The following is an 18,744-nucleotide window of genomic DNA, read 5'->3' as shown; positions in this document are numbered from 1 at the left end:
AGTGCCCCTGGAGGGGGCGAGGCTGGAGGGTGACCGGTGGTTCTGATCAGCGTGAGACCTGAGGGGTTGGCCGTGGGGGTGAGTGACGAGGAGTTGCGGCGCCGGGCGGCCGACGGGGAGCCGGAAGCGTTCGGCGAGCTCTTCGATCGGCACGCCAAGACGGTCTACAACTTCATCTTCCGGCGGATCGTGTCGTGGAGCGACGCCGAGGACCTGACGTCGCAGGTGTTTCTGCATGCCTGGCGGCGGCGGGCCGACATGGTGCTGGTGAACGACTCGGCGCTGCCGTGGTTGCTGCGTACGGCGGACTACGTCACCCGCAACGAAAGCCGCCGGCAACGGTTCCGCTGGCTGAATCTGAGCCGGCTGGCGCCAGTGTCCGACGAGCCGGATCACGCGGATCAGGTGGCCGCACGACTCGACGACGAGCGCGAGGTCCGCGAACTCCGGAAGCTCCTGAGCAAGCTGCCCAAGCACGAGCAGGAGATCGTCGAGCTCTGCTTCTGGACCGGGCTGGATCAACAGTCCGCGGCCGTGGCCCTCGGCGTACCCCTCGGGACCGTCAAGTCGCGTCTCGCCCGCGCCCGCAAGCACTTGCGCGGGCTCAGCGTTGTGGAGGAACTGTCATGAACCTGCTCGACCGCCGTCCCGACCGTCCGCTCCCCCGCGAGACCCACGAGCGGCTGCGCGCCGACCTGCTGACGGCCATCGACACCCGACCGGTCCGATCCCCGCGCCGCATCCTCGTCCCGGCCATCGCGGCCGCTGCTGTCTTCACGCTGGTCGTCGGGCTGGCCATCGGACTCCGGGCCTTCAGGCCGAACGCCGACGCACCGGCCGGCGGCCCGACGCAGCCCACCATCAGGGCGCTGTCGGCGGCCGAGACCGAGCACCTCCACCAGCAATGCCTGGCCGAGTCCGACCGGATCACCGCCAACGGCCTGAAGGAGCCGTTCCACAAGTACAAGGTCATCAAGGCCTTCGAGTTCACCGGCATCGGCGACCCGAACATCGTCACTACCTGGCTGGTCGGCGACGGCATCGCAAGGTTCACTGCGCCCGGCCTGCCGGACGACCAGGCGGACACCATGCCGATGTACTGGTTCTGCAGCCGGACCAAGGGCGGCAAGATCAGCGAGTCGAGCATCCGCTCCCCCAAGAGCGGCTCGCCCAAGTCTGGCGGCCGTCTCCTCCCGATGGCCCGGAACGCCGGGGGCTACATCGCACCGATCACGCGGGTGACGGTCCAGCCGCCAGGGAAACCAGAGGTCGAGGCCTACCTCATGGGTGACTACTGGTTCGCCCCGACCGAGGGCCGGGTCGGTTGGGGGCCGTACGACGCAGACGACCCCTCGCAGTCGAAGTACGTCGTCCGCGGCTACAACGCGGCCGGCCGAGTGGTCGCAACCGTCCCAGAGCCTGGCGGACCGAAGAACGTCGTGTGCCAGGCGGTCCCCACCGTCAAGCCCGACGGAACACACACCTTCGTTCCGAAGACGCCCACCCCACCCGAGTGCCGCGAGTACGTCTGGCCGGGTCGTCTCGGTTGACCACGGCAAAGCACCCGGCCGCCGTACTCGCCGCGGCGGTCGGGTGTCTTGCGGCTCGGCTAGCCCACGGATGGGCCGAGGCCGAGGGACTGCGGTGTGCTGGAGTCCGGGGACGGCTGGTGGAGGCCCTCGTCGAGGGCGCCGTACTCGGTCATCAGGGCCGCGCTGCCTCCCCAGGGGGTCTGCTCCTCCGCGATCAGCGTGTTCGTGGTGAGTAGCAGACCCGCGACCGAAGCGCCGTTCTGCAGAGCCGAGCGGGCGACCCGGAGCGGGTCGATGATGCCCATGTCGAGCATGTTGCCGTAGCGGCCTTCGAGCGCGTCGAACCCGTCGTCGACAGCCATCGCCGACGTCCGTTCCAGCACCTCGGCGCCGGAGTACCCGGCGTTCGTCGCGATCAGGTACGCCGGTTCCCGCAGCGCCCGCCGGACGATCTCGACACCGGTCGCGTAGTCGTCCTTCACCTCGAGCTCGTCGAGCGCCGGCGCCGCGTGCAGCAACGCCATCCCGCCGCCGGCGACGATGCCCTCGGCCATCGCGGCCCGGGTCGCGGACAACGCGTCCTCGACGCGGTGCTGCAGTTCCTTGAGCTCGGCCGGGGTCGGCGCGCCGACCCGGATGACCGCGACCTTGCCGGACAGCGCACCGATCCGCTCGGTCAGCACGTCCTCGTCGACACCGAACGTCGCACGCTCGAGCTCGGCCCGCAGTTGCGCGATCCGGAACTCGACGTCCTGCTCGTGACCGCTGCTGGCGACGATCGCGGTCCGATCGGCCGTCACGCGCACCTGGTCGGCACGGCCGAGCTGGTCCAGCGTCATCGTCTCGAGCGTGAAACCCGAGTGCCGGCTGTACACCGCACCGCCCGTGATCGCGGCGATGTCCTCCAGCTTGTGCAACCGCCGGTCACCGAAACCCGGTGCCTTGACGCCGACGCACTGGAACAGACCGTTCACGTGGTTGTGCACCAGCATGCTGAGGGCGGTGCCCTCGAGGTTCTCCGCGACGATCACCAGTGGTCGCGGCTCCCGCATGATCTTGTCCAGCAGCGGCATGACCTCCTGGACCTTCGTGATCTTCTCGCTGCACAACAGGATGTACGGGTCGTCCATCACTGCCTGCAGGCTGCCCGGATCGGTCACCATGTACGGCGACAGATAGCCGTTGTCGAACTCGAATCCCTCCTGGAAGTCGACGCTCATCCCGTGCGCGGCCGACTCCTCGACCGTGACGATCCCGCCGTCGCCGATCGTGTACAGCGCCTTCGCGATCACGGCTCCGACGACGTCGTCGTCGTTGGCCGAGATGGCCGCGACCCGGGCGAAGTCGTGCTCGGTCTGGACCGGGTGCGCGACCGAGCGGAGCCGCTCGACCAGCTTCCCGACGGCCAGGTCGATGCCGCGCTTGATCAGCACCGGGTTGCCGCCCTTGCCGATCGCGATCATGCCCTCGCGAATGACCGCCTGCGCGATCACGGTCGCCGTGGTGGTGCCGTCTCCGACGATGTCGTTGGTCTTGATCGCGGCTTCCTTGACCAGCTGGGCGCCCATGTTCTCGAACTGGTTCTTGAGGTGGATCTCCCGCGCGATCGTCACCCCGTCGTTGGTGACGACGGGCGACCCGGTGATCTTCTCCAGGATCACGTTGCGACCCTTCGGTCCCAGCGTCGACTTCACCGCGTCCGCCAGCTGATCCACCCCGGACAGCAGCAAGTCCCGAGCCTGCTCCCCAAATCGAAGTTCCTTGGCCATCAAAACCCTCCCGGTAGGTTCATATCTCTTACAGAACGAGGTTTTTGTCTCTGTCAGGGGACGAGGATCGCTCGGCCCCGGATGCGGCCGGCGTCCAGGTCGGCGATGGCTTCCACCGCTGCGTCGAGCGGATAGGTGCGGGTGTGGAGGGTGACCTTGCCGGCCTGGGCGAGTGCCATCAGTTCGGCCAGTTCGTTGAAGGTGCCGACGATGTTGCCGATGATGTTGCGTTCGGTGGAGATGATGTCGAGGGTGGGGATCTCGAGCTGGCCGCCGTACCCGATCACGAAGTACGAACCGCCCGGCGCGGTCATCGCGAAGCCGTCCTGCTCGGCGCCCTGTTCGGCGACGAAGTCCAGTACGACGTTCGCCCCGGCCCCGTCGGTGAGCTCCAGCACCGACTCAACCTGCTTGCCGTCGGCAACCACTGTCTGATCGGCACCGAGCTGCTCGGCGAGCTTCAGCGCCTCGGGGTTGCGGTCGACGACGATGATCCGGGTCGCGGTCAGCGCCGCCAGGCACTGGATCCCGATATGCCCCAGACCGCCCGCGCCGATCACCACTGCCGTCGTACCGGGCGGCAACAGCGGTATGGCCTTGCGGACCGCGTGGTACGCCGTGATGCCTGCGTCGGCCAACGCGGCGACATCCTGCGGCCGGGTGCTGGGGTCGAGTTTCACGCAGGCACGGGCCGAGGTGAGGAGGTACTCCGCCATCCCGCCGTCACTGTCGAGTCCCGGGAACGAACTGTTGACGCAGTGCATGTCGTCACCCGCACGACAGGCGCGGCACAGGCCACAGGTGGGGGTCGGGTGCAGGATCACCGTGTCCCCGACCTGGACATTGGTGACCGCGGAGCCGATTTCCTGAACCCAGCCGGCGTTCTCGTGTCCGATCGTGTACGGCAACGCCGGGTGCATCGCCGCGTCCCACTGGCCCTCGATGATGTGCAGGTCGGTGCGGCACACCCCGGCGCCGCCGATCTTGACGATCACGTCCAGTGGGCCTTTGACGACCGGTTCCGGTACGTCCTCGACCACTGGCTGCTGGTGGTATCCGTGCAGTCGAACGGCCTTCATCGCTACTCCTCCTCGCCGGCTCCGGCCCCGGTGTACCGGTGCCGCAGCATTCCCCTACAGATGCCGGTATTGGCCTCGATGCCCGTCCTGGTGAGGCGGGCCAGACCCAGGTACTTCGGAGCACCGGCCGCGGCGATCGGCGTACCGGTGCCCGGATCGACGAGCAGCGGCGCCGTGTCGTCGTCCGGCAGCCCGAGCTCGACCCGCCGGCGTCGGAGCCGGTCGAGCTCGGGCGAGGCCGGTACGTCGCCCAGCGTCAACCGCGACAGCTCGGCAGGGTCGGTGCCTGCGGCAACCAAAGGCCGGCAGACCTGATCGGTCCCGGCCAGCATCGCCTTGGACACGAAGGTCCGGCGCAACTCGTCCAGCTCAGCGGCGGCCTCGCCGTCGAAGCTCGCCACGAATCCCGCCCGGGCCGCGACACCGGCGTTGATCTGGTCGCCGGCGAAGTGATCGAGCAGGGTCACGTCGACGCTACGGATCCCGGGCAGCGCCGCGAGCACGTCGTACGCGTCCGCGACCATCAGGAAGGCGAAGTTGGCCGCGCAGAAGTACGTCGGGAGCCGGAGCCGGACGACGACGTCGCCGGCCGCCGACACATGGCACGACTCGACGAACCCCAAGGTGGTGATGGGTTCGTCGAGCTCCGGATCGCGAACGCGGTCCAGGGCGCTCAGCGCCCTGGACCTCGTCCCTTCTGCCACTGCCGTCATTACTGGGTGACCAGCTTGGCGTCGTCCTGCGCGGCCGGTGCCGCTTGCTTGAGCTGCAGCTCGTCGGGCACCTTGATGTCGTAGAGCTTGGCCGCGTTCAGGCCGAGGATCTTCTTCTTCCCCTCGACCCCCAGCCGCGGGTAGTCCGCGAACTCCGGCTGGTCCGGGAACTCCCAGTCCACGAAGCCCTCGATCTGCCACTTCGGCTCCCAGATGCCGTAGTCGCTGCCGAACGTCATCTTGTCCTCGCCGACCCAGAACAGCAGCTCCCCCATCACCTTGGCGAAGAACTGCGGCCGGGCGTGCATCAGACCACCGATGACGACGGACAGACCGGCGTACACGTTGGGCTCCTGGGTCGCCATGAAGCAGAAGTCCTCGATCCGCGGCAGCCCGACGTGCTCGACGATGAAGTTGAGCTCGGGGAAGTCCGTCGCGGCGTGGTCGACATCGGAGACGTCGAACGCGTCCTTGTCCAGTGGCCAGATCGTCGGGCCCTTGTGGACGTGGATGTTCTTGATCCCCAGCTCCTGCGCCTTCGCCAGGTACGTGTACGCGGCCGGGTCGGTGAGCTTGTACCCACGCGAGCCGGCGTTCCACTCGGCCGTGTAGAGCTTGACGCCCTTCGAGCCGTACCGGTCGACGTTGGCCGCCAGCTCCTCCAGGCCGGCGTCACCGTCCCGCGGGTCGAACCGGGTGTTGATGACGAACATTCCCGGATGCTTCTCGCCGAGGTCGGCGTTCTGCTCGGTGGTGTTGAAACCCTCGGCGTACCACTCCTTCAGGTACGTCGGCTGGAATACCGCGACGTCCACGTAGCCGTCCTCGAAGACGTCCTTCATCAGGTCGTCCTGGGTGTAGCTCATGAACTTCTCGATGGTCCAGTGGGTCTCCTTCGGGCCGAGGCTCTGGTACGCGTGGAAGCACTCGATCCAGCCTTTCGCGTACTGCTCCGCACCCTTCACCCAGTTGTCCGGGCCGGCCTTCCACATATGCATGTGGCTGTCGACGACGAAGTACTTCTCACCGTTCTTCTCGTACACGAAATGACCCCTGTCTCAGCTGGATGCGGTCAGGTCGAAGCCGATGTAGTCGGCGGCGTCCTCCGGATTGGCGAACATGATGGTCCGGTCGTCCAGGTGAACCATCCGCCCGTAGTGGGTGGACATGTTCTCCTCGAACTCGGCCGCGTCGAAGTACCCGGGCTCCTCGCCGAGCGCCTCGGAGATGTCGTCGTAGATGAACTCCATCTTCCCGACGGCGTCGACGCGGATCATCGACGGCAGGTGCGTCACGGTGACGTTGTCCAGGCCGGACATCACGTCCGCGACGACCGCGCCGACCTGGTTGTTCATCAGGGTCACGCCACACCGGTTGGAGGCGGTGTTGTCCTGCTTGAACGGGCTCTCTGCGGTGGTGAACGCGGTGGTCACTGTGACAGCTCCTTCGGTTCCTCGAGGCCCAGCGACGAGACGATGCCGCTGAACCGGCTCTTGACGCGGTCGAGGCCGTCCTCGAACCGCGGCGGCTTGGAGTCGGGCTGCGACCACAGCGGCTGCATCGCCCGGGCCGCGGCGATCGAGCGGCCGGCCCAGGTCGACGTCCAGTCCTGCAGGATCGCCTTGTTGTGGTCCGCGAACTCGCGGTCTCCTGTGAGCAGCTCGAACATCGCCGTGGTGTAGCGCAGGTCGCGCTCGGCGAAGTCGTACTCGGCGGCGCCCACCACGGTCGGCGTGACGAAGTCGCCGTTGCGCGGAGCCGCGTGCTGCACCAGCTGGCTGCGGAAGAGCTCACCGATGAGCGGCTCGAAGACGACGTTCGCGGCGAAGATCGCCTCGCACCAGTCGTCGATCGCGGTCAGCTGCTCGGCGACCTCACGCACGCCCTGCCAGGCCGGGTCGGACTTCCAGGTCTCCAGGTGGGCGCTGCCGTCGAACCCCTCGATCTCCTCCGAGAGCGTCAGGTTGTACAGCGCGAGGTCCTGCGCGGCCCGGATCCGGTGCATCGAGTTCACCGAGATCGCGTTGTTGTGCATGTTGGTCGGTGCCCGCCGGTTCGCGTTCGCGTACAGGTACAGGCCCAGGCCGTGGTCGATGTGCATCCAGGCGCCGACGTGCTGCTCGACGAACTTGACCCAGTTGGGGTTCCACTGCTCGAAGGCCTTGGACTGCTTGGCGGCCTCGACGTTCTGGGTGACCTGGCGGACGACGTTGGAGTTGTAGCGGTAGAGCGTGAGCTCCCACTCCTCGTTCGGGTCGCGGAACTCGTGCCAGCCGGTGGCCGGCCATTCCTTGACGAACATCCCACCGCTGCCCGGTCCGCGCTTGGGTGCGGGCTTGTCCTCGCCCCACGCCTTCAGCACGGTCCAGTCCATCGGGTATCCGCCGCGTCCGTCGGAGAAGCCGTAGAGCCAGCCCTGGCTGAGGTAGTGCCGCGGATCCGGCTGGACCTCGACCGTGACGTCCTCGTAGTGGCTCTGCTTGCGCTTCTGCGGCTGGTAGTAGTTGTAGCGCCGTGAGTTCGAGTCCGGGAACACCCGGGCGCCCGCCTCGGCGTCGGTGAAGACCGGCTTCGGCACGCTGCGTTCAGTCGGTGAATCTTGTGTGGTGGTCATGTCCACGGTCCTCTCTTGTGACAGCTCATCGCGTCGGGGCCTCCAGCACATTCGGGTCGCCGGCGTCGCCGGTCGTCGTGAACTTGTCGTAGTAGACGTGCTTCGGTACGACGCCCAGCCGTTCGAGCAACGGGATCGCCGCCTCGACCATCGGGGGCGGGCCACACACGTAGGCGTCGGCGCCCTTCAGGTCCGGTTCGAGCCGTCGTACGACGTCGGTGATCAGTCCGGTCTCGCCGTCCCAGTTCTCAGCGGCCCGGTTCTCAGCGGCCCTGTCGTCGCCGGCCACGTGCTCCGACAGGGCCGGTACGAACCGGAAGTTGGGCAGGGACGCCTCGAGGGCTCGCAACTCGTCGACGAAGCACAGGTCCCGCTGGGTCCGGGCGCCGTAGTAGAAGGTCGTCGGCCGGTCGATGCCCCGCTCGGCCATCGATCGGAGCAGGGCCAGGATCGGCGCCATCCCGGCCCCGCCGCCCAGGAAGATCAACCGGGCGCCGGGGTTGTCACGCAAGGTGAAAACCCCGAACGGCCCGGTCAGATCGAGCTGGTGACCGACCTCCAGCCGCTGGTCCAGGAACTCCGAGAACATCCCGCCCGGGTAGACCCGGATGACGAACTCGAGCCGCCCGAACTCGCGGGTGGAGGTGTTCGCCATCGAGAACGAGCGGGTCGCCTCGGTGCCCGGTACCGCGATGTCGACGTACTGACCGGGGAAGAACTTCAGCTCACCTTCGTCCCCGGTCAGCTCCAGCACCAGGTGCCGCAGGTCGTGGGTCACCGGTGTGATCGCCACGACCTTGGCGCTGCGTTCCTGGATCGGCAGGCCGGAGCGGATCATCTCCTCGTCATAGTTGAGCAGTTCGATCGTGAGGTCCTCGAACGCGTGCGCCCGGCACAACAACGTGTATCCCTCGTCCAGCTCGTACTCCGGCAGCGCGAAGGTGGAGTACCGATCCAGATCGATGTCGTCGCCGTCGAGCACGAACGACTTGCAGGACGCGCACTGCCCCTCCTTGCAGCCGTGCATGAGCATGACGCCCTGCTCGGCCGCGGCGCGGAGGATCGTCTGATCCTCCGCCACCTCGATCTCGATGCCGACAGGCTCGAACCTGACGACATGCTTCTTCCCAGCCATGACGAGACGCGATCACGCGTCGGCGCGAGCAGGACGCCCGGCCGGGCCGCCCTTGACGTAACGGGCGGCGAACGCGGTCCGCTCGTCGTCGGACATCTCGTTCAGCAACACGTTCGGGCTCGCCAGCGGCGGGCACTTGCGCAGGTGATCGAGGGTCCACATCTTGTCGGGGTTCAGGTCCAGATGCGGCTGCGCGACCATGGTCTTGCCGTCGTCGCGGACGAAGCCCATGTCGGAGACGACGTCGGCCCAGTTCCAGCCGTGGTACAGCGTCTCCCACTCGCGGTGACCGATCAGCTTGCCCATGTTCGGGGTCTGCCGGCCCTGGTACGTCGGGCGGAACGCCGTCTCGTCGGTCCACTTGCACATCTCGTGGCAGTACGTGCGCCACTGACCGTCGACCTTGGCCATCACCATGTCCTCACGGACCAGGCACGGGACCATGCACGTCCAGCAGCGGTGCGGGTACTCGTAGTCGACGTCCTCGAAGACGATCGGCTTGTGCCCGTTCGGCACCGAGAGCCGGTTGTAGTTCTCCCACCAGGCGCCGTACTTGTCGTACCAGCCCGGGTACTTGTACTCGAACCACTCGAAGTCCTTGTCCGTCATCGGGTCGATCCGCCAGTAGTTGGCGAGCCAGCCGGTGGCGAAGAACTGGGCCACCTCGTGCACGTAGCCCTTGTTCCAGATCTGGTTCCAGGACTCCTCGATCAGGTCGTGCGGGATCTCGAGGCCGTACTTCTCCAACGGGACCAGGTAGCTGCGGTAGTAGTCGTCGTAGATCCACCGGCGCCACATCTCCGCGTAGCTCTCGCGGTCCTTGCGGCGGTCCTTCGTGCCGTACTCGATGAAGGTACCGATGGCTGCGTCGACGACGCGGTGGTTGTTCCACCACGCGTACCGCAGGTCGCGGGCGAGGAGCTGGTGGTTGCCCTCGTCGGCCAGTGCCATCAGCAGCGTCGCGTACCCGTTGCTGATGTGCCTGGACTCGTCGGACTGCACCGAGTGGAACACCGTCGGCAGCAGGTAGTCGCCGTTCGCGGCCGCTTCGGCCGGCATCGCGACGAACAGGGTGTTGGTGAACGCCGTCTCGGCCACGATGGTCAGGTAGATACTGGCCGCCGTGATCGCGTCACCGGTGATGAAGCCCTCGGCGAACTGACGGCCGATGGTGCCGCAGTAGTCGCTCTGGAAGTTGCGCAGGCTGGAGTTGAAGCCGGCTGGGTCGATGTAGTTGTTCATGTACAGGCGCTTCAGGTTCTGCTGGATCGTCGAGTGACGGACCTCGTCGATCATCTGGATGGCCTGTCCGTTGTGCAGCTCTGGGTTCGGCACCGTGCGGAACAGCAGCGGCATCGCCCGCGCGGCCGAGATCTCCGGCAGCGGGATGATCGACAGGAACAGCTTCTGCCATTCCAGCCAGCGTTCCTGCACCTGGCGGAACATGTTGCCGCGGATCGCGCCGTCCGAGGCGCCGTACACCCGGTGGTCCTTCTCCTCCTGCATCGGGAAGTACGAGCGCAGCACCTGCTTCAGCGGGTCCTTCTTCTGCGCCTTCTGGAACGTGTAGTCGGTGCCGTACTGAGAGACCGGCTCGTGGTACGCCGGTTCCCAGGACAGCTCCTGGATCTTCTGGTGGGCCTTCGCCACACTCTGGCGACTCATGGCACTCCTCCCGGTCATGTGGCCGACTGTTGTTGCAGTACATCGCCCCTGTACTCCGGGTGAGGTCTCAAATTGAGATGCCGGTCACAGGGTCCGAAACGGTGCACATTTACGGGCGCATTCACGGGCACATTCACGGGCGCGTTCACGGCTCTCCGAACATCGCCTCGCGCAGTTCTGCCAAGCGCTCCGCCTTCTGCTGCCCGATGCGCTGATCGCCTTGCGGATCAGGGCGAATGCCCAAGCAGCGCAGGAGTTCGGCGGCCGGCTCACCGGGGTGGCCGGTGGCGCCGAGGACCGGGTGCAACCCCTGGTCGGCGAGATGCTCGAAGACGAGGTGGACGACGGTCCACGGGTTGTACGTCTCGCCGCTGACGGTGTCGGCCTGGGGGTCGGCCTGGGGGTCGGCCTGGGGGTCGGCCTGGGGGTCGGAGTCGTGGGTCCCGGAGCCCTGCTCCGAGTTGGCAACGTTGTCCATCGGAACCTCCTGATCGCCTGCTCGCATCACATGCCCAGGAGCCCCTTCCGGTTGTCTCATTCTGAGACGCCGCTTGCGCTGAGGTGCGTTAGCCTCGAAGGGCGATGACCGGATGCGGCCGCGCGGATCAGCGCCGTACGCGTCTGGCGTCAGGAGGCCCCGTGGACCAGGTCGAATCGTCGATGCCCGACAGCAGGCGCGCCGCCGCGGCACGACTGAACTTCCTGACTCTCGACCCTGTCCGCCCGCAGGACGTGCGGACGTCGATCCTCGCGTCCTGGGTGCGGTCCCGACGGTGGAACCTGCCCGCGGATCGGATCACCCTGCCCTACATTGCCGACCCCGACCTGGATCTGCCGCTGACGCGCAGCGCCGGACCGGTGCTGCAGCAGTTGCACCAGAACCTCGACGGCCAGCCGATCAGCATCATCCTGACCGACCGCACGGGCCTGGTCCTGGAGCGCCTGACCGCGGACGCCGAGCTCAGCCGGCACCTCGACAAGGTCTATCTGGCGCCGGGCTTCAGCTACGCCGAGAAGTTCGCCGGGACGAACGGAATCGGGACCGCGCTCGAAGGCGGCGGCCCGATGCACGTCTTCGGCCACGAGCACTACGCCGAGGATCTGGAGGACCTCGCGTGCGCCGGCGTACCGATCAAGCATCCGGTCAGCGGCAAGACGGTCGGTGCGATCGACCTCACCTGCTGGCGCAAGGACGCGGGCTCACTGCTGATCGCTCTCGCCAAGACCACGGCCGACAACATCAAGACAGCCATGCTGACCGACAGCTCGACCCGCGAGCTGGCGCTGCTGCAGGCGTACAAGCAGAGCGCGCGCCGGCTCGGCGACATGGTGCTCGCCGTCGACGACGACGTCCTCCTGATGAACGCCAACGCCCGGCGCTGCCTGGATGCGGCCGACCAGCGCACGGTGCTCGGTTACGCCGCCGAACTGCTGACGCGCGGTGGCCCCGAGTCGCTTGTGGTGGAGTTGCCCACCGGCGGCTGGGCCCGGATCAGTTGCCGGCCGATCGCCCTCGGTGGTCGGGACGGAGCCGGGATCATCCAGGTCAGTTCGCTCAGTGCAGGTGTGGACGGTCCGGCGCCGACCGTCCAGCATCGCCCGCCGTCGCGGCCTGTGTTGCCTGGGCTGGTCGGGCGCAGCGCGCCCTGGCTCGGCAGCAGTCGTGAGGTCGACAACGCGTGCCGCGCCGGACAGTGGGTCGTCCTGACCGGCGAACGCGGCGTCGGCAAAGTTGCGCTCGCCAAGGCCGCACATCATCAGAACAATCCTGGCGGACTGTTCCACGTGGTCGATGCAGCTACCGCGGGCGCGGGGTTCGCCGCGGAGCTCGAGGCCGAGCTGGCCGACGATTCCGTGCAGGCGTTGGTGATCCGGCACGTCGAGCGACTCGATCCGGCTGGCGTGGACGCGGCCGTCGAGGCCTTGTACGACGTGCAGGAGCGTCGACCGTCCGAGCCTCCGTGGATCGCGCTCACGCTCACCGGCGACGACAGCGACACAGCGGGTCTTGGGGACTTGCTGACGTTGTTCCCGCTCACGGTCGAGGTGCCGCCGCTGCGACATCACATCGAGGACGTGCGTGATCTGGTCCCGTTCTTCCTGAACCAGTTGAGCCACGGCGAGCTGACCTGCGCGCCGGACACGATGCAGCAGCTGATGCGGTCGGCTTGGCCAGGTAACACGGCGGAGTTGTGCCAGGTGCTGAAGCAGGTCGTGCTGCGGCGACGTCGTACCGGAGTGATGACGGCCGCCGACCTCCCGGCCCGCGTCCAGGCGATCAGCCGCCGCAGCCTGAGCCAGCTCGAGGCGCTCGAACGCGACGCGATCATCCGCAGCCTCGTGACGAACGACGGCCACAAGGGCCGCGCCGCCAAGTCCCTGGGCATGTCCCGCGCCACCATCTACCGCAAGATCCACGACTACGGCATCCAGCCGTAGGAACGCGGGAGTCGAGCCCGACAACGCGCCGGCGCCTGCCCGCCCGCCGGTTACTGGCGCCTGGAGTTGCGTGAATTCTGGGGCTGGGCGACATCTTTGTGCAGTTTCGGGTTGCCGGGAGCGGGCGGACGAGGTTCGATACTCCGATGGAGGGAACTCAGGCGCCGGCGAAGTCCGGGGTGTCGTACCAGACGCTGATCTGGCTGGCGGTCGCGACGTTCTCGATGGGAATCGACGGCTATGTGCTGGCCGGGCTGCTGCCGGCCATCGCCGGCGATCTCGAGGTGAGCGCGGCGGCCGCCGGGCAGTTGATGTCGGTGTTCGCACTGACAGCGGCGCTGGCCGGCCCGGTCCTCGGCACGCTGACGAGCCGCTGGGAACGCCGTACGACGATCGCCTTGGCACTCGCCGTGTTCATCCTCGGCAACGTCATCGTGGCGGTGGCGCCGACGTACCCGATTGCACTCGGCGGCCGCATCGTGGCGGCACTCGGTGGTTCGCTGCTCAACGCCGCCGTCACCGGCTACGTGATCGCGCTGACCCCGGTCGAGCACCACGGCAAGGCCCTGTCCTTCGTGCTCGGCGGCTGGATGACCGCGACGGCTCTCGGCGTACCGGTCGGGCTGTTGCTCGGCCAGTCCAACTGGCGGTTCCCGATGGTCCTGGTCGCGGTGGTCGGCACCGTCGCGCTGGTCGGCATCATGCTCAAGCTCCCGCGCCTGCATCTCCCGGCCGGATCTCTGACCGACCGTCTCCGCCCGCTCCGGCAACCGCGCCTGCTGGCCGGGCTGCTCGTCACCACCGGCATCCTCTGCAGCAGCTACACCTGCTTCACGTACGCCATCCTCATCCTCGGCCCGTCGCTGCCGGCCAGCTGGATGATCATCGCGGTGATGTTCGGGTACGGCGTCTCGAGCCTGGTCGGCAACGCGGTCACGGGCCGGCTGACGGACCGCTTCAGCGCACTCCGGGTGCTCACGCTCGTCCTGATCGGGCTGCTGCTCAACTCGATCATCGGCGTGCTCGGGCTGACCATCGGGTCGACGACCGTCGTCGCGGTGATGGGCTTGATCTGGTTCTTCGCCGCCGGAGTCGGCAATGGTGGCGCGGCCGTCCCGCAACAGGCTCGTCTGGGCTCGCTGGCCCCGTCGTCCGCCGCGATCGTGATGGCGTTGAACGGCAGCGCGATCTCGCTCGGATCCGCCCTCGGGTCCGGGCTCGGCGGTGCCGCCCTCGCGGCCGGCAGCGCACCGAAGGGGCTGCTCGGGGTCGCCTCGGTCATCTTGCTGATCACCCTGACCCTGCACCTCCTGGTGGCGAGGTCCTCCTCCCGAGACAGAGTGCAGACCGCGTACCCGGCGCTATAGATCGGCCGGGCTCGCCAACTGCCGCCAGACATCGCGGCCGAACGACCACAGCAACGCCAGCAGGGCAGCGGCGGGAAGCAGGACGAGCCACCGGCTCGGGTGGAGTCCGGCCAGGAGGATGGCAAGTAGGACGAGGACCGCCTGGCCGGTGCCGACGACCCGACGCGCCTGGTTGAACGGCAGCGGACGCCGGAGCGCGGGCAGCACGACCCCCGCCAGCAGGTACAGGTAGCGGAGCAGGCCGATCAGGATCACCCACCAGCCGGCGACGTGCACGACGGCGAGGGTGATGGACAGCAGAACCGTCGTACCGGCGTCGGTCTCGTTGTCGAAATGGCCGCCGAACCGGCTGGCCTCGCCGCGTCGCCGGGCGATCCGGCCGTCGACTCCGTCGAGGATCAGGCAGGCCGCTCCGATAACGGTCATGGAGACCGAGATCGCTCGTGTGGGCTCCGCCCAGACGGCCTGCAGGAGCAGGGCCAGGATCCACACACTGCCGACGAGGCGGGCCAATGTCACCGAGTTCGCCACGCCGAAGTGACGTCGGTTCGGGTGCTGGCGGACCCAGGCCAGCATGACCAGCAGGGCCGCGGCCAGGTAGACCGCGAACGCCGCGCCGGCGGGGGCGGGCGCGGCGGCCAGCAGGCAGCCGAGCGCGGTCGCGGCGGCGCCGATCCCGACAGGTTTCAGTACGGCAGGCATCGGCACCTCACGCTGGGGACGAACGAATCGTCCCCTATACGCGGCCTGAAGGTCTCCGGTTCAGTACGGCGCTTTCAATACGCCGTACCGAGCAGAGCCCGCCCGAGCGGGGTCAGGGCGTGGCGGACGGACTGGCCGGTGCGCGTGGTGGTGACGAGTCCGGCTTCGCGCAGGACCTTCGTGTGCTGGCTGATGGCCGCGGGAGTGACGTGCAGCCGGTTCGCCAGTTGGTTGGTCGAGGCGGCGATGCCGAGCGCGACCAAGACCTGTGCCCGGGTGTGGCCGATCAAGTGGCCGAGCCCCTCGATCGCATCGCAGTCCAGGGCGAGAGGGACGGCGTTGCGATCGATGACGGCCGGAACGACCAGGGTCGGCGGCTGCTCCCCGTCGATCAGAGTGACCGGACGGTCGAAGTTGAAGTATGCGGGGACGATCAACAGCCCGCGACCCTGCAGATGCAGGTCCAGATCGACTCCGTAATCGCTCTCGAGCACCGGCCACCGCCAGCGGATCGACGGATGCAGCCGGCTGAGGAGGCCGTCCAGGCCGGTCGCCAGCAGATTCCCCGCGAACCGGGCACGGGCCGCCTCGACCTGGTGATGAACGTCGTTCCAGATCACGTCGTCCAGCGCCACCGAGCGGTACTCCTGCAGCACCTGGACGACGCCGTCCGGACGTCCGACCTCGTGGAGCCGATGCGCCCACTGCGGCGGCCGCTCGACCCGGCGGTACGTCCTGGTCAGATCCGCGCGAACGGCGTTCGCCGACAGGCCGAGCATGGTGTCGAAGTGTGCCTGCGCGTCCAGCTCCTCGAGCGTCGGGGTGAGGAAGTCGGCGAAGTTTCCCTGCAGTGGAACGAAGTTGCACGCCGCCCGCAGCACGCGGGCATCATCGCAACGGTCGCGGCCACGTTCGGTGACGGAATCCCGCCAGGCCCAGTACCTCGGCGGCAGGTCGTCGCCCTGCTGGAGGCTGTTGATGCTCAGCACGACCTCCCAGAGCGGATGCGGGCCGGCCGCGATCCGCACATTGCGAAGATCGGCAGCCGTGAAGTAGATCCGCAGCGGCACCAGTCCACCCCGTCCCCTAGCCGGTTGTCACATTAGTGGGACACACCGGAACGCAGAAAGGTTCCACCTCGGCCATCCAGGCCCGTCACGGCACCGAAGTACCGGTATCAGCTGACCCGTGAGAAAGCGATGTCGTCATGCCCCAGAAACCCGTCCGCGCGAAGACCGCGAACGCTACGGTGTACTTCATCGACTCCGTGCTGATGCCGCCGGCGAGCTGACCGTGACCGGACCTACTTCACTGCCTTGGCCGGCCGGGTCGCATCTGCGCCCCGGTGAGGTCACCGATGGCGACCTGCTCGCGCTGACCGCGGGCGGCGACACCGCCGCCTTCAGCGCCCTGTACGACCGGGTCGCGCCGTGGGTGTTCGGTCTGGTCCGTCGCGTCCTGCGCAACCCGGCCCAGTCCGAGGAGGTGACGCAGGAGGTCATGCTCGACGTCTGGCGCACCGCCACCCGGTACGACGCCGACCGCGGCTCCGCGCACTCCTGGATCCTCACGATCGCGCACCGCCGCGCGGTCGATCGGGTCCGCTCCGAACAGGCCTCGGCCGACCGCACCGAGCTCGCCGGCATCCGATCGGTGGAGGTCGACTTCGACCAGGTCTCCGACACCGTCACGACCCGGCTCGAGGGCGAGCAGGTACGGCGCTGCCTCGGCACGCTCACCGGCCTCCAACGGGAGTCGATCGAGCTGGCGTACTACAACGGCTACACCTATCCCGAGGTCGCCCAGCGACTCGGAGCGAAACTGCCGACCATCAAGGCACGGATGCGCGACGGCCTGATCAGGCTCCGCGACTGCCTCGGGACGACAACGGGGGTAAGTCATGACTGAGGAACCGGATGTCCACACGCTCACCGGTCCGTACGTGCTGGACGCATTGCCGGACGACGAACGGATTGCCTTCGAGGCGCATCTCGCCGAGTGTGCTTTCTGCACGACGGAGGTCGCCGAGCTGCGTGAGGCCGCGGTCAAGCTCTCCACGCAGGTGTCGACGCCGCCGCCGCCCGCGGTGAAGGCCAGTGTCATGGCCGCGATCGAGAACGTCCGCCAGCTTCCTCCGGTCGTAGCAGGCGCCGACCTGACGCCACGCCGTCGGACCAGCCGGCGATCTCTCCTCGCGCTCGCCGCGGCCGCACTCGTGGTCGCCGGCGCCGGCGGGGTCGCGATCGATCAGTACCGCGACAAGAACGCGGCGGTCCAGGCGAGCAACCGCGTCTCCGCCGTACTCTCGCAACCGGATGCGCGGACGGTCCACGGCGCCGTCTCCGGCGGCGGTCAGGCCACTGTCGTCGTGTCCGCCCGCGCCGACTCGGCGGTCGTCGTACTGCGGGATCTGCCGAAGCTCCCGTCCGACCGCACATGGCAGCTGTGGATGATCGACCCGACCAAGTCCGCCCACTCCGTCGGCCTCGCAGCCGGCGACCTCACCCAGGTCGTCAACGGTTCGGTCACCGGCATGATCGCCTTCGGCCTCACCATCGAACCCACCGGCGGCTCCCCCAAACCAACCCTCCCCACCGCCACCACCATCCCCATCACCTGAAGAACAAGATGGAGAGAGGGAGTGGACTTGTAAAGTTCTCGTGGGGACGAAGCGTGAGGAGAGGTATGAGGGCCGTCGTTATCCAGCGCAAGCTCGAGCTTGTCGGGACCGAGGTCGCGACTCCTGTTCCGCGGACCGGAGAGGTTCGGCTTCGGATGGCGTACGGCGGCATCTGCGGTTCTGACCTGCACTACTACAACGATGGCGCGGTCGGTGCGTTCGTCATCCGCGAGCCGCTGATTCCCGGTCACGAGCTCTCCGGCACGGTCGACCTCGATCCGTCCGGCGACCTGGTCCCGGGTACGCCGGTGACGATCCATCCAGCCACCTTCGGCACCTCGGAGCCCGGCATCGAGGACCGTCCGCACCTCTGGCCGAACGGCGCCTATCTCGGCAGCGCGTCCACTTGGCCGCATACGCAAGGCGGAATGAGCGAGTTTGTTGTCGTAGGCAAGCACATGGTCCGCACCCTGCCCACGAGCCTGCCACTGCGCCGCGCGACCCTGGCCGAGCCATTGGGTGTCGCCCTGCACGCCGTACACATCGCGGGCGACGTCAAGGGGCGCCGGGTGCTGGTGTCCGGCTCCGGTCCGATCGGGCTGCTGACGGCGGCCGCCGCGCTTGCCGAGGGCGCCGCCGAGGTGGTGTCGGCCGATCTCTTCCCGGGTCCGCTCCAGCGAGCCCGGGGACTCGGTGTCCACGACACCATCCAGGTCGGCGTCGACGAGATCCCGTCGACGAGCTTCGACGTGGTGCTCGAGTGCACCGGCGTACCCGCGGCGATCAGTGCCGCGATCGAGGCTACGCGCCGGGCCGGCATCGTCGTACTGGTCGGCATCCCGCCGAACGAGCCGCGCAGCGTGAACCTCGCACCTGTGGTCTCCCGCGAGCTCCAGCTCCGTGGCACGCTCCGCTTCCACGACGAGATCGACCACGCGATCCGGCTCCTCGACGCCGATCCCGGGCTCGAACAGGTCATCACGCACGAGTATCCGGCCGACCGGGCGGTCGATGCGTTCACGACCGCCGGCGACTCGGACGTCTCGGGCAAGGTTCTCCTCTCGCTCTCGTTCTGAACCGCCCAGAGACCGCCCAGCGACCACCCAGCG

The 18,744-nt window shown here is 67.8% G+C and carries 18 protein-coding genes; 7 read left to right on the top strand and 11 right to left on the bottom strand.

The annotated features are described in order from the left end of the window. Positions 1 to 78: 78 nt before the first annotated feature. Both ACWF4Z_RS05435 and ACWF4Z_RS05430 read left to right on the top strand, forming a co-directional pair. Positions 79 to 630: an RNA polymerase sigma factor gene (locus tag ACWF4Z_RS05435; RefSeq protein ID WP_452241711.1), complete on the top strand. Its 552-nt coding sequence runs from the start codon at positions 79 to 81 to the stop codon at positions 628 to 630. After that, entirely contained in the window at positions 627 to 1,550 is a 924-nt protein-coding gene (locus ACWF4Z_RS05430) for a hypothetical protein (RefSeq protein ID WP_452241710.1), read from the top strand. The genes ACWF4Z_RS05435 and ACWF4Z_RS05430 overlap by 4 nt, the downstream gene beginning before the upstream one ends. 59 nt (positions 1,551 to 1,609) lie before the next feature. Here the strand turns inward: ACWF4Z_RS05430 and groL are convergent, their stop codons facing one another. The 9 genes from groL to ACWF4Z_RS05385 all read right to left on the bottom strand — a co-directional run bounded on the left by groL (position 1,610) and on the right by ACWF4Z_RS05385 (position 10,985). Then, a complete protein-coding gene (gene groL, locus ACWF4Z_RS05425) occupies positions 1,610 to 3,304 on the bottom strand; it encodes a chaperonin GroEL (protein WP_452241709.1) in 1,695 nt (564 codons plus the stop codon). A gap of 50 nt (positions 3,305 to 3,354) precedes the next feature. Beyond that, positions 3,355 to 4,380: an NAD(P)-dependent alcohol dehydrogenase gene (locus ACWF4Z_RS05420; protein WP_452241708.1), complete on the bottom strand. Its 1,026-nt coding sequence runs from the start codon at positions 4,378 to 4,380 to the stop codon at positions 3,355 to 3,357. A 2-nt stretch (positions 4,381 to 4,382) separates the two neighbouring features. Beyond that, entirely contained in the window at positions 4,383 to 5,093 is a 711-nt protein-coding gene (locus ACWF4Z_RS05415) for an iron-sulfur cluster assembly protein (RefSeq protein ID WP_452241707.1), read from the bottom strand. Then, positions 5,093 to 6,136 (bottom strand): amidohydrolase family protein, encoded by a 1,044-nt coding sequence (locus ACWF4Z_RS05410; protein WP_452241706.1) that lies wholly within the window; start codon positions 6,134 to 6,136, stop codon positions 5,093 to 5,095. The genes ACWF4Z_RS05415 and ACWF4Z_RS05410 overlap by 1 nt, the downstream gene beginning before the upstream one ends. A gap of 15 nt (positions 6,137 to 6,151) precedes the next feature. Next, positions 6,152 to 6,526 (bottom strand): propane 2-monooxygenase effector subunit MimD, encoded by a 375-nt coding sequence (gene mimD, locus ACWF4Z_RS05405; RefSeq protein ID WP_452241705.1) that lies wholly within the window; start codon positions 6,524 to 6,526, stop codon positions 6,152 to 6,154. After that, positions 6,523 to 7,707, bottom strand: a complete 1,185-nt coding sequence (locus ACWF4Z_RS05400; protein ID WP_452241704.1) for a hypothetical protein — start codon at positions 7,705 to 7,707, stop codon at positions 6,523 to 6,525. The genes mimD and ACWF4Z_RS05400 overlap by 4 nt, the downstream gene beginning before the upstream one ends. Positions 7,708 to 7,732: 25 nt before the next feature. Next, on the bottom strand, positions 7,733 to 8,842 hold the full coding sequence (locus ACWF4Z_RS05395) for an FAD-binding oxidoreductase (RefSeq protein ID WP_452241703.1): 1,110 nt from the start codon (positions 8,840 to 8,842) through the stop codon (positions 7,733 to 7,735). Positions 8,843 to 8,854: 12 nt separating this feature from the next. Further along, a complete protein-coding gene (locus ACWF4Z_RS05390) occupies positions 8,855 to 10,507 on the bottom strand; it encodes a hypothetical protein (protein ID WP_452241702.1) in 1,653 nt (550 codons plus the stop codon). Positions 10,508 to 10,652: 145 nt separating this feature from the next. Continuing rightward, a complete protein-coding gene (locus tag ACWF4Z_RS05385; protein WP_452241701.1) occupies positions 10,653 to 10,985 on the bottom strand; it encodes a hypothetical protein in 333 nt (110 codons plus the stop codon). 161 nt (positions 10,986 to 11,146) lie between these two features. Here ACWF4Z_RS05385 and ACWF4Z_RS05380 point away from each other — a divergent pair, with 161 nt between their 5' ends. Both ACWF4Z_RS05380 and ACWF4Z_RS05375 read left to right on the top strand, forming a co-directional pair. After that, complete coding sequence (locus tag ACWF4Z_RS05380) at positions 11,147 to 12,946, top strand: sigma-54-dependent Fis family transcriptional regulator (RefSeq protein ID WP_452241700.1); 1,800 nt, start codon at positions 11,147 to 11,149, stop codon at positions 12,944 to 12,946. Between the two features lie 146 nt (positions 12,947 to 13,092). Then, a complete protein-coding gene (locus ACWF4Z_RS05375; protein ID WP_452241699.1) occupies positions 13,093 to 14,313 on the top strand; it encodes an MFS transporter in 1,221 nt (406 codons plus the stop codon). Here ACWF4Z_RS05375 and ACWF4Z_RS05370 read toward each other — a convergent pair. Both ACWF4Z_RS05370 and ACWF4Z_RS05365 read right to left on the bottom strand, forming a co-directional pair. After that, positions 14,308 to 15,015, bottom strand: a complete 708-nt coding sequence (locus tag ACWF4Z_RS05370; RefSeq protein WP_452241698.1) for a CDP-alcohol phosphatidyltransferase family protein — start codon at positions 15,013 to 15,015, stop codon at positions 14,308 to 14,310. The two genes, ACWF4Z_RS05375 and ACWF4Z_RS05370, sit on opposite strands and share 6 nt — an antisense overlap. Before the next feature lie 74 nt (positions 15,016 to 15,089). After that, positions 15,090 to 16,085: an ArsR/SmtB family transcription factor gene (locus ACWF4Z_RS05365; protein WP_452241697.1), complete on the bottom strand. Its 996-nt coding sequence runs from the start codon at positions 16,083 to 16,085 to the stop codon at positions 15,090 to 15,092. A 223-nt stretch (positions 16,086 to 16,308) separates the two neighbouring features. On the opposite strand from ACWF4Z_RS05365, the gene ACWF4Z_RS05360 reads away from it, so the two are divergent. From ACWF4Z_RS05360 to ACWF4Z_RS05350, 3 genes are all read left to right on the top strand, one after another. Beyond that, entirely contained in the window at positions 16,309 to 16,923 is a 615-nt protein-coding gene (locus ACWF4Z_RS05360) for a sigma-70 family RNA polymerase sigma factor (protein WP_452241696.1), read from the top strand. After that, positions 16,916 to 17,635, top strand: a complete 720-nt coding sequence (locus tag ACWF4Z_RS05355) for an anti-sigma factor (RefSeq protein ID WP_452241695.1) — start codon at positions 16,916 to 16,918, stop codon at positions 17,633 to 17,635. The genes ACWF4Z_RS05360 and ACWF4Z_RS05355 overlap by 8 nt, the downstream gene beginning before the upstream one ends. 65 nt (positions 17,636 to 17,700) lie before the next feature. Continuing rightward, entirely contained in the window at positions 17,701 to 18,711 is a 1,011-nt protein-coding gene (locus ACWF4Z_RS05350; RefSeq protein ID WP_452241694.1) for a zinc-binding dehydrogenase, read from the top strand. Positions 18,712 to 18,744: the final 33 nt, after the last annotated feature.

It is taken from the genome of Kribbella sp. NPDC055071, from assembly GCF_053608045.1.
The sequence above is the reverse complement of the archived record's forward strand: the minus strand, read 5'-3'. Positions and strand labels throughout refer to the sequence as shown.